The 14,776-nt window shown below is 65.8% G+C and carries 14 protein-coding genes; 7 read left to right on the top strand and 7 right to left on the bottom strand.

Annotated features, from left to right (window positions below; all coding sequences use genetic code 11):
- Positions 1-17: 17 nt before the first annotated feature.
- A complete protein-coding gene (locus A9W99_RS06745; RefSeq protein ID WP_082929871.1) occupies positions 18-956 on the bottom strand; it encodes a thiamine pyrophosphate-dependent dehydrogenase E1 component subunit alpha in 939 nt (312 codons plus the stop codon).
- Positions 957-1,050: 94 nt separating this feature from the next.
- Complete coding sequence (locus A9W99_RS06740; protein WP_067375088.1) at positions 1,051-1,914, bottom strand: mycofactocin-coupled SDR family oxidoreductase; 864 nt, start codon at positions 1,912-1,914, stop codon at positions 1,051-1,053.
- Between the two features lie 372 nt (positions 1,915-2,286).
- Between A9W99_RS06740 and A9W99_RS06735 the strand changes: the two genes are divergently transcribed.
- From A9W99_RS06735 to A9W99_RS06730, 3 genes are all read left to right on the top strand, one after another.
- Positions 2,287-3,378: a M28 family peptidase gene (locus A9W99_RS06735; RefSeq protein WP_253869644.1), complete on the top strand. Its 1,092-nt coding sequence runs from the start codon at positions 2,287-2,289 to the stop codon at positions 3,376-3,378.
- Positions 3,378-3,548: a hypothetical protein gene (locus tag A9W99_RS27125; RefSeq protein ID WP_253869642.1), complete on the top strand. Its 171-nt coding sequence runs from the start codon at positions 3,378-3,380 to the stop codon at positions 3,546-3,548. The genes A9W99_RS06735 and A9W99_RS27125 overlap by 1 nt, the downstream gene beginning before the upstream one ends.
- 250 nt (positions 3,549-3,798) lie before the next feature.
- Positions 3,799-4,089 (top strand): ANTAR domain-containing protein, encoded by a 291-nt coding sequence (locus tag A9W99_RS06730; protein ID WP_067375086.1) that lies wholly within the window; start codon positions 3,799-3,801, stop codon positions 4,087-4,089.
- Positions 4,090-4,144: 55 nt separating this feature from the next.
- Here A9W99_RS06730 and A9W99_RS06725 read toward each other — a convergent pair whose 3' ends face one another.
- The gene (locus A9W99_RS06725) at positions 4,145-4,693 is read right to left on the bottom strand and encodes a TetR/AcrR family transcriptional regulator (RefSeq protein ID WP_067375084.1); all 549 of its coding nucleotides are present in this window, start codon (positions 4,691-4,693) and stop codon (positions 4,145-4,147) included.
- 189 nt (positions 4,694-4,882) lie between these two features.
- Here A9W99_RS06725 and A9W99_RS06720 point away from each other — a divergent pair, with 189 nt between their 5' ends.
- Entirely contained in the window at positions 4,883-6,100 is a 1,218-nt protein-coding gene (locus A9W99_RS06720) for a cytochrome P450 (protein ID WP_067375082.1), read from the top strand.
- Between the two features lie 71 nt (positions 6,101-6,171).
- Here the strand turns inward: A9W99_RS06720 and A9W99_RS06715 are convergent, their stop codons facing one another.
- On the bottom strand, positions 6,172-8,037 hold the full coding sequence (locus A9W99_RS06715) for a DUF4407 domain-containing protein (RefSeq protein WP_067375079.1): 1,866 nt from the start codon (positions 8,035-8,037) through the stop codon (positions 6,172-6,174).
- A 246-nt stretch (positions 8,038-8,283) separates the two neighbouring features.
- Between A9W99_RS06715 and A9W99_RS06710 the strand changes: the two genes are divergently transcribed.
- The 3 genes from A9W99_RS06710 to A9W99_RS06700 all read left to right on the top strand — a co-directional run bounded on the left by A9W99_RS06710 (position 8,284) and on the right by A9W99_RS06700 (position 9,844).
- A complete protein-coding gene (locus A9W99_RS06710; protein ID WP_067375077.1) occupies positions 8,284-8,847 on the top strand; it encodes a hypothetical protein in 564 nt (187 codons plus the stop codon).
- Positions 8,848-8,950: 103 nt separating this feature from the next.
- A complete protein-coding gene (locus tag A9W99_RS06705) occupies positions 8,951-9,379 on the top strand; it encodes an SRPBCC family protein (protein ID WP_067375075.1) in 429 nt (142 codons plus the stop codon).
- A gap of 69 nt (positions 9,380-9,448) precedes the next feature.
- The gene (locus A9W99_RS06700; protein ID WP_156622980.1) at positions 9,449-9,844 is read left to right on the top strand and encodes a hypothetical protein; all 396 of its coding nucleotides are present in this window, start codon (positions 9,449-9,451) and stop codon (positions 9,842-9,844) included.
- Between the two features lie 10 nt (positions 9,845-9,854).
- On the opposite strand, the gene A9W99_RS06695 is transcribed toward A9W99_RS06700, so the two are convergent.
- From A9W99_RS06695 to malQ, 3 genes are all read right to left on the bottom strand, one after another.
- A complete protein-coding gene (locus tag A9W99_RS06695) occupies positions 9,855-10,151 on the bottom strand; it encodes a LapA family protein (protein ID WP_253869640.1) in 297 nt (98 codons plus the stop codon).
- Between the two features lie 104 nt (positions 10,152-10,255).
- On the bottom strand, positions 10,256-12,001 hold the full coding sequence (locus A9W99_RS06690) for a molybdopterin-dependent oxidoreductase (protein ID WP_067375144.1): 1,746 nt from the start codon (positions 11,999-12,001) through the stop codon (positions 10,256-10,258).
- Between the two features lie 341 nt (positions 12,002-12,342).
- Positions 12,343-14,499 carry a 4-alpha-glucanotransferase gene (malQ, locus tag A9W99_RS06685; RefSeq protein WP_067375142.1) on the bottom strand — a complete coding sequence of 719 codons (2,157 nt, stop codon included), beginning with the start codon at positions 14,497-14,499 and terminating at the stop codon, positions 12,343-12,345.
- Between the last annotated feature and the right edge of the window lie 277 nt (positions 14,500-14,776).

Raw genomic sequence — 14,776 nt, 5'->3', positions numbered from 1 at the left:
TATTCATCCGTCGCTCCTCAGACCGGGAACCCGATCGGCGTCGCGTACACGTCGCGCTCGAGTTCGTCGGCGGCGGCGGGGTCCGCGCTCATCACGGTGTTCAACGCTGTGTCCACCGTCTGCAGCGCATCGTCGTCGATCCGGCTGAGCTCGTCTTCCGTGCAGATGCCGGCATCCGCAAGGTGACGGCGGAACCGCGGCACCGGGTCGGCCTCCATCGCCGCGGCCAGCTGATCCTTGGGGATGTAGGGCATCCGGTCACCGAAGTAGTGGCCACGGAAGCGAAATGTCACGCACTCGATGAAGGTCGGTCCGTCACCGGCGCGTGCCCGCTGCAGCGCTTGGTCGAGTACCGATTTCACGGCCAACGGGTCGTTGCCGTCGACGCGTACGCCCGGCATGCCGTAGCCGGCGGCACGGTCGGCGACGTGCTCGAGCTTCATCGTGTCCGAGGTCGGCGTCATCTCGGCGTACAGATTGTTCTGGCACACCAGGACCAGGGGTAGATCCCAGAGCGCGGCCATATTAGCCGCCTCATGGAACGATCCGGTATTCGTAGCGCCGTCGCCGAAACTGACCACCGTGACCCGGTCCAGGCCTTTACGTTTGCCGGCCATCGCCAGCCCCACAGCCACCGGTGGGCCCGCGCCGACGATTCCGGTCGAGAGCATCACACCCTTTTCCGGGTTGGCGATGTGCATGGTGCCACCCTTGCCTCGGCTCGCGCCGACGGTTCGGCCCATCATCTCGCCGTAGATCTCCTCGAGCGGGACACCCTTTCCGATCAGGTCATGCAGGCCGCGGTAGGTCGTCACCAGCTGGTCGTCGGGGCGAAGAGCGACAGCCATCGCAGCGGCGATTGCCTCCTGTCCGCGCGACGGCCAGTAGACGCACATGAACTCGCCGGTGCCGATGCCCTTGGACAGCCGGTCGTCGGCCGCTTTCATCAGCGCCATCAGCGCGTAGAGCCGACGCTGAACCGCGGGCGGCTCCTGGCTCACTGTGCTCCTCCGGTTTTGTTGCGGTGCAGTCGGATTGATTTCACCGAAGTCACCCGCCCGACCAGGGTTTGACCTTGAGGAAGCCTCCGCCGTCGACGCGTAACTGCTGCCCGGTGATGTAGCGGGCCGCGTCCGAGGCCAGAAACAGCACCGCCTCGCTGATGTCCTCTGGTTCGACGTAGGGGATGGGCATCGACTGCACGAGCGGGAAGATCGGCTCGGCATCCTCGCGGGTGGGGTTCTTCAAGTCGGGCCGGAACGCCCGGTACATCGGCGCGCTGTGCAGCATGTCGGTGTTGACGTTGGTCGGGTGCACCGCGTTCATCCGGATGGAGAACGGTGCCAGCGCCCGTGCGAAGTCGTTGACGTAATGTGCCGCAGCCAGTTTCGCGAAAGCGTAGCCGGCCCCGCCGGGACCGCCGTCGATGCCGCTGGTGTTCATCGACGACATGAATGCGGCGTTCGATCCGATCACGATGATCGACGCGCCGGCCTGCAGATGCCTGAGGCTGGCGTGCACCAGGTTGAGCACCCCGACCAGGTCGACGTCCACGGCGTCCGCGAACGCCTTGGGCGGCAGGCCGGCGGTCAATGGACATATGCCTGCGTTGGCGATGACAATGTCGAGATGTCCCAGCTCGGCGACGCCGTCGTCGATCGCCTTGGACAGGGCGGGGCGGTCGCGGACATCGGCGATCGCGCTGACCGTGCGCTGGCCCTCCTTCTCGACCAGTCGCGCGGTTTCCTCGAGGTCTTCCGGCCGGGCCAGGGGGTACTCGTTCGTTTCGATGTCTTCACACAGATCCACCGCGATGATGTCGGCACCCTCCGCGGCGAGCATCCGCGCGTGCGAACGGCCCTGACCGCGCGCGGCCCCGCTGATCACCGCAACCTTGCCTGTCACCCTGCCCATCGCCGAAACCCGCCCTTATATCCCAGTGATCGTATCGACGGCAGCCGTTGCGGCCCAATGCATTTCCGGATTACGCATTACCGTGCCGCCGGTGCGCCGCATCGGGATTGGGCTCAGATCAACGGTCGGCTCCATCGCATCTCTCCCACGAAATACTGCCGCGCTGATGACTTTCCTTGGCGCAGCGCGGCCGTAGCCGGGCTACTGTATCCCCTACAGTAACTAGAATATCTAAAATAGCAAGGAATGGCGGCTCGGGTGGCTGTGCCTCGTGGCGGGCCATCTGCCCATCGGCTCCTGCTGAGAAGATTGTGTGCGCTTGCAGGCTCTGCGGTGCTGAAATTGGCTCACAAAGTACTGAGAGGAGCTGCTATGGCTCTGTCTGGTCGGGTCCCCGCGCTGCCGACCGAGCTCGCCACGATGCGTGAGGTGGTCGAGACGCTGGCGCCGATCGAACGCGCTGCTGGTGAGCCGGGCGAGCGGCAGGCGGCGGAGTGGATCGTCGAGCGCCTGCGCACGGCGGGCGCGCGAAACGTCCGGATCGAGGAAGAGCAGTTCTTCGACGGCTACCCCCGATTGCACGTGAAGCTGGCGGCAATCGGGGCGGCGGCCGGTCTTGCGGGCCTGATCAGCCGGCGCTTACGGGTACCGGCAGCGCTGGCGGGCGTGGGTGCGGGGCTCGCGATCGCCGACGACTGTTCCAACGGTCCGCGGGTGGCCCGCAAGAACGCACAGCAGGCCAGAACGACGTGGAACGTCGTGGCCGAAGCGGGTGACCCCGGCGGCGAACACACCGTCGTCGTGTGCGCCCACCACGACGCGGCACGCACCGGCAAGTTCTTCAACCAAGGTCCTCAACAATTCTTGGTCGAGAGATTTCCCGGCATCGCCGAACGCATGAACACGTCGTTGCCCAACTGGTGGCCGCCGATCCTCGCGCCCGCCCTCGCCGGCGTCGGCGCCTTGCGCGGCAGCCGCAGGATGATGATCGCGGGTACCGCGATGAGCGCGGCGGCGGCCGCGGTGTTCGCCGACATCGCTCGCAGCCCCGTCGTCCCTGGAGCCAACGACAATCTGTCTGCCGTCGCGCTGATCGTCGCGCTCGCGGAACGACTCCGTGAGCGACCTGTGAAAGGCGTACGCGCTCTGCTGGTTTCGCTTGGTGCCGAGGAGATATTGCAGGGCGGTATCTACGGGTTCTTGGCGCGCCATGCGCCCGCACTCGACCGCGGCCGGACCTACTTCCTGAATTTCGACACCGTCGGCTCGCCGGAGCTGATCATGCTCGAGGGCGAGGGCACCACGGTAATGGAGGACTACTACTACAGTCCGTTCCGCGACCTGGTGGTTCGCGCGGCCGAGCGTGCCGATGCGCCGCTGCGCAGGGGCATGCGTTCGCGCAGCGTGCCGATGCGCCGCTGCGCAGGGGCATGCGTTCGCGCAACAGCACCGACGCGGTGCTGATGAGCCGGGCGAGATTTCCCACCGCATGCTTTTCGTCGATCGACCGCCACAAGGAGCTGTCGAACTATCACCTGATGTCGGACACACCGGAGAACCTGGTCTACGAAACGGTAAGCCACGCAGTGACGGTCGCCGAGGCGGTAATGCGGGAGTTGGTGCGAGGAGCCTGATTTGGCATACCACGGTGGTCCTGACGGGATCAAGGCATCCACTGCCTGCCAAAGACGCTCTGGCACTTGCCCTCACACCGGCGCGTAATTGAGGCCCCCGTCGATATCAGCACTGTCACAAGCACATATCGATTCAGGCGTTGGTCTGGCACTACGCGTTTAAAACGCAAATCATTGCACAGTGCGCTATCGGGGATCGTGGTCGCGAATTTGCCGACATCGATAGGGCTCAACAGGAGGTATCCACTTCATGATCGCTAACTGGGTTCCGGCCCAGATGTCGTGTGGCCACAACTCGGGCCGCATTCTGGACACCGCGCGGGGCATTCTCATTGGCTTGAGACGCTGCCCGTCAGAGACCGCGTTCGACGAATTGCACAGCGCCGCAGTACGTCACAAGGTGCCGGTATTCGCGATGGCGTGGGCGCTGGTCCATCTGGCGGGTGAAGGCGAGACGACACCCAGCTTCAGCGAAGCGCAGTCCGCGGCCCGCCACGAGTGGGGCCAGCTGTTCGCGCGGAAGGCCGTTGCGACCTGCTGAACGACGGCCGCGGTAGTGGGGAAGTACCGCGGGCGTCACTTCCTGAGCGCCAGATTCAAGTGAAGGCGGGCGCGACGAAGCGCTGCACCAGTTGGCGTTCGGCGTCGTCGTTCTCGGCGGGCAGGTACATCAGTGAGAGCACCACGCGCACCAACCATTGCGCGGCCTGCGGGTCGCCGTCAGTGAGTCCGGCCAGATCGGTGGCGAAGCCGGCCAGCAGCGACGAAGAGGTGAGCCACGAGATTTCGTCGGTGGCGCGGATCGAGCCGACCATCAACTGACCCAGTGGGTCGGAGCGAATCCTGTTGAGTGCCGCGATGATCGCGGTGACGACGCGTTCCGGCCCGGTCAAGTCCTCGACGTCCGCGCGGACGGCGTCGACGATGCGATTGGCGGCCCGCGCCAGTACCGCGTCGCGAATCTCGGCTTTTCCGCCGGCGTATCGATAGACGGTCGCGCGGGAGCAGTGGACGCGCGCGGCCAGCGTCTCGATGTCGAAGGCGTCCAGACCCTGCTGCGTGATCAGGTCGGTCGCCGCCGCATGGATGCGTTCGGTTGCCATTGCCCGCCGATCGCCCCCGACCAGCCAATCGTCACTCGGCACCGCTCACCTGCCCTTCAGCGAAGTAGCGGGTCTATTTTCTCACGCTGAGACAACAGCGGCACTTATTCTCAGCGGAGCCGCTGGTCGGGGCCGTGTGGTGAGATCACTGGTCAGGCGCCCCGTTGGTGCCGGTTTTCAACTTCTCGCAATGGCGTTGACGTGTGCCGATCCTGCGATCAGCCTGGGCAAATGACCGTCGTCGAGCAGACTTTGTTCGCTGCTGAAGCTCTGCAAAACCCCTACCCGCTCTACGAGCGGATGCGGGCCGCGGGGCCGGTGCATCGCATCGGCGACTCGCACTTCTATGCGGTGTGCGGTTGGGATGCCGTCGTCGAAGCCGTCAGCCGTCCGGAGGACTTCTCGTCCAACCTGACCGCGACGATGACGTGCACGCGGGACGGCACCGTCAAGCCGTTCGAGATGGACCCACTCGGCGGCCCCACCCACGTATTGGCCACCGCCGACGATCCCGCGCACGCGATGCACCGAAAGCTGTTGATACGCCACCTGGCGGCTCGGCGGATCCGGGCGCTGGAGGACTTCGCCTCGCAGGCCGCCGATCGGCTGTTGACCGACGGCATGCGTTGCGGCCGCATCGAGTGGATGGGCGCCGTGGCCAACCGCCTGCCCATGATGGTGGTGGCCCAATTGATCGGCGTGCCCGACACCGACGTCGCTCAATTGGTGAAGTGGGGGTACGCGGCCACCCAGCTGCTCGAGGGGCTGGTCGACGAGGATCAGCTTGCCGCCGCACGCAGCGCCGTGCTCGAACTCAGCGGTTACATCGCCGAGCGCTTCGCCGCGGCGCCTCATGCAAAGGGCGGCCCTCAGGACGACCTGCTCTGTGAGCTGGCCACCGCTTGTGCGGCGGGTGAGCTGGACATGATGACCGCTCAGGTGATGATGGTGACGTTGTTCGCCGCCGGCGGCGAATCGACTGCTTCGCTGCTGGGCAGCGCGGCGTGGATGCTGGCGCACCGTCCCGACATCCAGCAGCAGGTGCGCGAAAGTCCGGAATTGCTCGGATCGTTCATCGAGGAGACGCTGCGCTACGAGGCACCGTTCCGGGGCCACTACCGGCACGTGCGAAATCACACCATGCTGGCCGGGGTGGAGTTACCCGCCGACTCGCATCTGTTACTGCTGTGGGGTGCCGCCAACCGCGATCCAGCCCACTTCGAGGCCCCCGGCGAGTTTCGCCTGGACCGCTCTGAAACCAAGGGCCACATCAGCTTTGGGAAGGGCGCGCACTTTTGCGTCGGTGCCGCCCTGGCCCGCCTGGAGGCCCAGATTGTCTTGCGAATGCTACTCGAACGCACGTCGGCGATCGAGGTGGCCGATGTCGGACGATGGCTACCCAGCATCCTGGTGCGCCGTCTCGAGAAACTTGAACTGGCGCTCGCCTAGCGCACCGGATGAGACAGCGGTGCAAGTGGTTTCGTTCTCCGACGCCAGCCGGGAACTATCACCGCCCGGTGCTATTCGGCGGGCGGAAGCTGTCGCGGCCCGTCGGGTGACCGCAGTTGACGCGGCCCTTCGCGCTCGATCAACTCGCGCCGGCGGTCGCGTTCTGCCGACTCGAGCGACGGGCCCTGCCGACCGCCCGCCGATGCCCGGCTCAGCGATGGGTGCCCGTCGTCGGCGGGAAGTTGCGCGTAGTTCTCGGAGCTACCGGCGTCCCAGGAGTCTGCCTGGTCACGCCACGACGGGATGTGTTGGGTCCCAGCCGGGTTGTCGGCAGCAGCGGGCTGGGGCTGCGCGCCCGCCGGCGAACTGCCCGAGTCGGAAGTTTCGGAGTTCACCGTGACTTTGCGGGTCCGCTTGAGCGAAAATGCAATCTCCTCGACCTCTTCGAACACCTGGCGCGCGGTGCGCAGCGGCTGAGTCGTGTTGTCGATTGCCCGAGCGACGAAGGGCGGCACCAACGGGCGAATCCAGCGAGCCGCGGCTCTGGTCGCGTCTGGGATCGACGGGATCAGTGGCGTTCCCCCGGCGCGCTCTTGCCGCGGTTCGACCGCGCCACCCGATTCGGCCGGTGCCGGCAGGTTCTTCGGTGTGTCCGATTCGGTATCCGTTGCGGCAGCGGGCAATTGAGCAGCAGCGCGACTGGCGGCCTCGGCTTCGGCGGCAATCGGCAGATACATGTCTTCCTCCACTGGTTCGAAAGTACGCTGCGCCGTCACACCAGGAAAAGCCCGGACCGGTCGCTCGGGACCTTCGAGCGCTTCGACCACTCGACGGCGTTGCTGCTCGCGGTCGATCTCCAGCTGGGCCTCGATGGCGAGGCGGGCTTGGGTTAGTTGGTGCTCGGCCCACATGATTTCGGCCTCGCGGCGAACTTCGGCACGCTTGATGGCGATGGCGGTATCGGCCTCCAGCTCGGCACGTTCGCGGTCCGCGCGCGCCGTTGACTGGCGATCATGAGTCGTCTCACCGCGCCACCGCCGAAGAAACAGCGGCAGCAGGTACAGCAGCGCGAAAATTGCCAGCGTCAGCAGCCGCAGCAGTAACACGCCCACGCTGGCGAGTGTCAGATCGTTCAGTGCGACCCAACGGTCACCGAGTCCGCGACCGCTGTCGGCGATCGCGCTGTGCCGCGCCTCGGCCAGGGCCTGCTCGCCCCGAGCGACCAGGGCGTCCAGCCGCGGGGCTTCGCGGTCACGCGTGGCGGTGGCGTTGTCCAAGTCCCGTCGCGCATCATCCAGAAGTTCGTTTGCCGTTCGGGTTTCGGGTCCGGCGCCGGGAACTCCAGTGATCCGGGTCTGTGGGCAGCCCGGTGTGGGGTGATATTCGCAACGCGCTACCACCAGGGCGTTGTCCAGCTGGCCGCGGGCCCGCTCGACGCCGCCGTCGAGCGCAGTCCGCGCATCGCGGGTGCGAGCCAGGCTCGCCGTTGCCTGCGCCACGGCCGGCGTGGAGTCGGCGCTCAGCGCGGCTTGCTCGTCGAGACGGCGGTCGATCGAGCCGGAGAACATGACGAGTGAGGCCAGCTCACCCACGATGACACCGACGGCAACCGCGACCGCCCCGCGTCCCAATGCGCCCGGAACGCCGCGCCCGGGGCCGCCGGCGATGCCGCGGGTCACCGCACCGACCAGCAGGCCGAACACCAGGGCCAGCCCGGTAATCGCCCATACCGGCCAGCGGGCCGACTGACCGACCGCCAGGCCGGCGACGAGGCAGGCCAGCAGGGCCCCGCACAGCACGATGGCACCGGCCACGGCATGCGTGGACCGCTCGTAACGCTCACCGAGTTCGCCCCAGTGCCCCCCGCCGAGCCAGGTCAGCAGCCTCTCCACCGTGGATGCTGCCCGGCGCGACTCAGTAGCTTGATGCGCGCGCATGAGATTCCAACACCTCCAGTTTTTCCAAGCCTGGCAGCTTGCCGTACGACACACCGAATCGAAGAGACCGCTTGTGTCTCTCTTCACAAATCCGGCAGCGGGCGACGAACCACACATTCGCGGCGTCCACGCCGGGCCGCCCCGCTGCGGCATCGCGCCTCGTCTGGCACTGGATTCCGGCCCGAAAACTGCCACGCGGGCGGATCAGCGGCCATTACGGCACGCGACGTGAGACGGTATAAACCTATGCAAAACTACGACTACGTTACCTACGAAGAGTTCGGCCGTAGATTTTTCGAGGTCGCCGTCACCCCCGAGCGCGTCGCCGCCGCATTCGCCGATTTCGCCGGCACGGAGTTCGCGATGGAGCCGATCGCGCAGGGGCCCGGGGGAATCGCCAAGGTCAGCGCGAACGTCAAAGTCAAAGACCCGCAGGTCACCCGTCGCCTCGGCGACAGCATCACATTCGTGATCCACATCCCGTTGGCGATCGATCTGCTCCTCGACCTACGGCTGGACAAGCAGCGATTCACCGTCACCGGGGACATCGCACTGCGTGCAACCGCGCGGGCGGCGAAGCCGCTGGTGTTGATCGTCGACGTGGCGAAGCCGCGCCCCTCCGACATCACCGTCAATGTGTCGTCCAAATCCATTCGCGGTGAGGTGTTGCGCATCATCGCGGGCGTCGACGGCGAGATCCGCCGATTCATCGCCCATTACGTGGCCGACGAAATCGACGCGCCGCAGTCCCAGGCGGCACAAGTCATCGACGTGGCACACCAGCTGGAGACCACCTGGGACGGCCCGTAAGTGTTTTCCGGCCGATGCGGGCGGGTATGCAAGCCGGACAGCGCTAAATGACACGTCTATGAGTGCTGTCGCAATGTCCACCTCAGACGAGAAGCGGAAAGATATGGCACGAGTAGACGTTTCGACGTCATCGAAGCTGGAGCCGGCGTCGGCGTGGAAGCTGGCATCAGACTTGGGTCGATTCGACGAATGGATGACGATTTTCGGCGGATGGCGGGGCGAGGTTCCGTCGACCATCGAGGAAGGCACGTGCATTTCGTCGCTGATCAAGGTCAAGGGTTTCCGCAACATCATCCATTGGACGGTCACGCGTTACGACGAGCCGAAATCGATTGAGCTGCAAGGCCGCGGCCGTGGCGGAATTCGCATCGACTTGTCGATGAGCGTCACCGACGACGATCCCGGCTCCACCTTCCATCTCGTCGCCGATTTGAAGGGCGGCCTACTGAATGGGCCGATCGGAAACCTGGTCGCCCGGGTGCTGCGGTCCGACGTCCGCAAGTCGATAAACAACCTCGCCGCCCTCCAGTAGTCGCAGCCTCCTGCCGTAGGGCAGGATCAGCGCATCTCAATGGGCCGCGGCGGCGAGGTGAGAGTTTGTATGCGGAAATGGCGGGTGCTCGGGGCGGTCCTGGTCAGCGCCACGCTGATGGCGTCCTGCTCGAGCGGCAAGACGGCCGGAGCACCGGAGAGATCCACGACCGGCCTCTCCGCATCACCCGGCCACGAGACCAGCGCCCCCGCGCCCGTCGCACCGCTGAATTCCCGCCAATGTGCCGAAGTCAACGACGCCAGTGTGGACCTGTTGGCGGGGTCGGACACCGATGGCGCACGCAGGGCCGCGAACGCCATTGAAAGCTATAGTCCGCCACCTTCAGCCAAAGCCGCGATCGAATACTTCGTCAGCGCCGGCGGTGCTCACTTTGGTGACCCGGACTACCCGAAGAACTACAAGGTGCTCGACGACTGGTTGAAGCAGATCTGCCCGACTCAGTAGGACGGCCAAGCTATTGGTGGTCGATCAGCCATTCCCGTTCTGCATCGCGAATCCTCCTGCGCTCCATGGCAAGCCAGCTCAGCCCGGCGCCGAACACCAGCAGTCCGATGCTGACCGCGGCCACACCGAGACGGACCTGTCCCAAGGCGAAATTGGCCATACCAACCACGAACACGATCACGGCGGCGCCGACGACGACCATCCTGGGGATCCTCTCGACGTCATCGATCGGTTCGCCAATCCGGAGTGCGCCGCGGGTACGGGTGGGTTGCGCGGGGTCGCCGAGGCCGCGCGAGAACTCTCCCATGAAGCGCCTCCTCTTGTTGAACCCGCTCAAAGCTCTACCCGAAATGCGCTTTGGGCAAACGACTTCGGCGGCCAGGAGGCGGCGGGTGATCTGGCCAGTCCGCTTTACAGCGTCTGGTGGCGCCCGAAGTATTTGTGGTCTTCGCTGTAGCCGCCGTAACCGCTACCGATGTCGTGGTAATCGGCGACGAATTCGATGCCCTTGATCCACTTGACGAGTTTGAAGCCGTGCTGCAACTCGTTACGGAGCCGCAGCGGCTTGCCGTGCATGTAGGGCAACGGCTGGTCGTTCATGTTGTACGCCAACATCGTCATGTGGTGGTCCATCTGGCCGATGTGGTGGGCGTTGTAATAGATGCCGCCGGTGGCGCCCAGGCCCATCGAGTAGAACACGACCCACTTCGCTTCGGGCAATGGCTTGACGATGTCCATGATGGTCTTCATTTGCACGCCACCCCATTTGGCCACACCCGACCAGGCTTGGATGCAGAAATGTTGGCTGATCTGGTCGTGGTAAGGCAGCGCTTTCAAGTCGTCGAGGGAGAACTCCATCGGGTGCTCAACGAGACCGTAGACCTTCAGCCGCCAGTCGCGAAAGTCGTTCTTTTCCAGCTCTTTGTACTCGACGGTCTCCGGAAGACGGCCGTTGCGCCAGTGGTGCGGCGAAATGTCTTCTTCGGTAAAGGCGCCGGGCTTGGGATCAAGCTGCTCCAGCATGCGCTGGAAGGGGCCGACGAGCGCGTATCCGACACGCTGAACGACGCGGGGATGACGAATTGTGAAGGGAGTGGCCCACACCCACGCGACGACGGTGATGACCATCGCCGCGGCGAAGATCCAGAATCCCATCCAGCTGTTGTCGTCGCGGGCGGCGAACATGTGGTTGAGGTTGCGCAGGGCGCTGGTCGCGAAAACCAACGTGACGTGCACGAGGATGAAGAACAAGAAGTACACCAGCACCAGGAAATGCAGTGAACGGGCGATCTGGATGCTCAGCCGCGTGCTGATCCAGTGGACCCGCTGCGAAAGCGCCGGCGACATGCCCAGACCGGTGATCAGCGCGGCCGGGGCGGCGATAAAGACGGTGGTGAAGTAGGCCAGCAGCTGCATGCCGTTGTAGGCGACCCAGCCGTTGTCTTCCGGCCAGTCCAGCGACAGGTACTGGATGGCCACCGATGCCGCATCTGGGAACACACTCCAGCTGGTCGGCACGATGTGGCGCCACTGCCCGGTGGTGAACAGCAAGACATAGAACACCGCGCCGTTAACCAGCCACAAGACATCGACGCCGAGGTGCCACCAGCGGGCCAGCCCGATCGAGTGCCGGAACCCGGGCAGGCCGAACTGCGGCGGCAGCGCGACGGTGTCGGCGTTGGCGGTCCACAGATCGTCGTCGGGCACCGGTGGCCCCACCCGCAGCCATTCGTCCTTGCCGGGGGTGGCATTGCGGCTGAAGTAGAGCCGGGGGTGGTCGCAGAGAATCTGGATGCCCGTCCTGATGATGAACATCATCATGAACAGGTTGAAAAAGTGGGTCCACCCGATCCAGGCGGGCAGCCCGGGGGTGACGGCGGAGTGGGTATCGGTGCCGGGGTGGCGATGGATGAACGACTGCACCGCCGGCATGTTGTGCAGGCCTTTGCCGATAGCCACCGCCGCGATCAGCAGCGCGAAGCCGATCGGAATCAGCCACAGCAGGTTGAACCACTTGTCGCGGCCCACCCTCAGCCGCGGCGCCGTCGCCCTTCTGGTTAGGTCGAACCCGCCACCGTAGCTCTCCACATCGATGGTGTCCTCGGCTTCATGGATTTCGCTGCGGAAGTCCGGAATGGTTGCCAGTGGCGTGCCGATGGTCGTTGTCGAGACTGAGCCCGCGGAATCCTGGGCGGAATCGGCGTGCGGATCGGCACCTTGACGTTCGGTGTTCGTCACTTGGCGAAAAATACCACCACCTCACTTGGATAAACCGGGCGCCTCCGGACCAGGAAGCCGCGGCGGACCCGGTCGGCAGGCAACTTTCCCGACGGTTGCCGGCGTGCCGCAGCAAACCGCCCGCACGTCCGCGCGCTAAAACCGCAACCGCATATGAACCAGCGGCTTTTTTTCCGCAAACGCGGATCCTAAGGGTCGGCTGTGAATTCAGGCACAGTCTCCTGCGAGGACAGCGGGTCGGTCACCGAGCGAGCGGTGCATCATCCGGTCTGTGGGACGGTCTGGGCTCGCACGGCCTGGGCCAAGTCGGCCGCTCGGCGATCGGCGAATACCTCTTCGAGCATCACCGCACGACCGTCCGGTCCGGTCAGCGGAATTCGCCAGTTCGGATATTCGTCGGTGGTGCCCGGCTGATTCTGGGTCCGCCGGTCACCGACCGCATCGGTCAGGGCAACCCCGAGCAGTCGCGACGGCGTTCGGCCGAGGTAGCGGTAGAGGGCCGAGATGACTTGCTCGGCATCAGGTTCTGCGTCGGGCTCAGCGCCCTGCTCCAACAGCCCGACTCGGCGCAACACGGCCATCCAGGCGGCCAGCTCGGCGCGGTCTGACTGCAGTTCCTCCTCGACGGGCCGGGTCAACAACCCCAGGGAATCCCGCAGTCGCACATGATCGCCGGCCAGGTAACCCGCGGTGGGCGGCAGATCGTGGGTGGTCACCGACGACAGGCAGTACTCACGCCAGCGCTCGGCCGGCAATGGGCCGCCCGTACCGTCTCGATCCAGCTCGAACCACAGGATCGAGGTCCCCAGCAGCCCCCTGAGTAATAGGTAGTCCCGCACCCACGGCTCGACCGTGCCGAGATCCTCACCGACGACGACGGCCCCGGCCCGGTATGCCTCCAGGGCGACGATGCCGATCATCGCGTCGTGGTCGTAGCGCACGTAGGTGCCCTGGGTGGGGGGTGCGCCCTCGGGAATCCACCACAGCCGAAACAACCCGATGATGTGGTCGATGCGCACCCCGCCGGCGTGCCGCAACACCGCCCGGATCAGCGCGCGAAAGGGTCGATACTCCTGTTCATCGAGCCGGTCCGGGCGCCAAGGCGGCTGCGACCAGTCCTGTCCGAGCTGATTGAACTCATCGGGTGGCGCCCCCGCGGTCACCCCCAGCGCCAGCACGTCCTGCAGCGCCCAGGCGTCAGCACCGTCGGGATGAACGCCGACGGCCAGGTCGTGCATGATGCCCAACGCCATGCCGGCCCGGACCGATTGCGACTGCGCCGCGGCCAGCTGCTCATCAAGCTGCCACTGCAGCCAGCGGTGGAAATCGATGGCGTCGGCGTTCTTTTTGACGAAAGCCGCGACGCCGTCGCTCGCCGGGTGCTGCACCCTCTCCGGCCACTGGTGCCAGTCGCCGCCGTATTTCTCCGCCAGTACGCACCAGGTCGCGAAATCGTCGAGGGCACGGCCTTCGCGTTCGCGGAATGCGGCGTAGGCGAGTTCGCGGCCCGCCGACCGCGGCACCCGGTAGAGGAGCTCGAGCGCGGCGCGCTTGGCGGCCCACGAGGTGTCGCGGTCGATCGCGTCCAGTTCAGCGGCGTGTTGCTGAACCTCGGAGCGCAGTCGCCGGACTCGTCCGCGCCTGGGTAGGTCGGCGAACTCGGGGATTGCCTCAACGCGAAGGTAAAGCGGGTTGACGAACCGTCGCGAGGTCGGCAGGTACGGCGAGGGCTCCATCGGGGGCGTCAGCCCGGCCGCGTGCAGCGGATTGACCAGCAGGTAGTCCGCGCCGTGCCGGGCCGCGGACCACACGGCGAGATCCGCCAGGTCGGTGAGGTCGCCGACACCCCACGACTGGCGAGACCGCACGCTGTATAGCTGGGTGGCCAGGCCCCAGGCGCGGCGCGCGCCGAGCCGCTCGGGCAGACCGAGCCAGTCGGGCGTGACGATGAGGGCGGTGCTGGCCTCGGAGTCGCCGGAGCGCAAATACACCCGGTGATAGCCGAGCGGCAGGTCGCTGGGCAACACGAAGCTCGCTTCGCCGACCCGGCGTCCGTCCAGATCGAACGGGGGGGTGAAGTTGTCGACCTGCTGGATGTCGTCGCGCTCCGAGCCGTCCTCGAGGTGCAGCCACACGTCGGCGGCGCTCCCGTGGGTGACATGCACCCAAAACCGCGTTTGCGCCGCTGACCGGGCCACGATGGTCGCCGGCATCGGACGCGCCCAATAGGACCGCACATGCGCGACCAGCGCGGCGTTGCGCTCCTCCTCGGTACCCGCCGCCACGCCGAGCGCGGCGAGAACATCTACCAGGGTGGTCTCCGAGACGAGCACCCGCCGGCCGGCCCAGTCCTCATAGTCGGTCGCGATGCTGTACCGCCTGGCAAGTTCCACCAGCGAGGGCGCAAGCTCACTCATGACGCCCATCTTGCGTCCCGGACCCCGCCGGCCTCGTCAGCGGGGGTAAGGCGCCGAGGTGGGTCGCGGCGTTGCTGTCCGCTCCCGCTGGCTGATCGTCAGGGTTGGCTCTTCGACGAGCCGAGTCGGTCGCAGGTCGCTACCATGCCTTTTGAAGGCACAAGAATGCAGCGGGGGAACGGACAAACTGGCAGCTCTGTCGAGCGCGCTGCGCTTGACTCGGTTGCTCAATGGTCCGCGCGGATCTCGACCGAAAGGGAACGGATTCGTCGAGGCA

The sequence above is a fragment of the Mycobacterium sp. 1164966.3 genome, from assembly GCF_001665395.1.
Taxonomy (GTDB): domain Bacteria; phylum Actinomycetota; class Actinomycetes; order Mycobacteriales; family Mycobacteriaceae; genus Mycobacterium.
The sequence above is the reverse complement of the archived record's forward strand: the minus strand, read 5'-3'. Positions and strand labels throughout refer to the sequence as shown.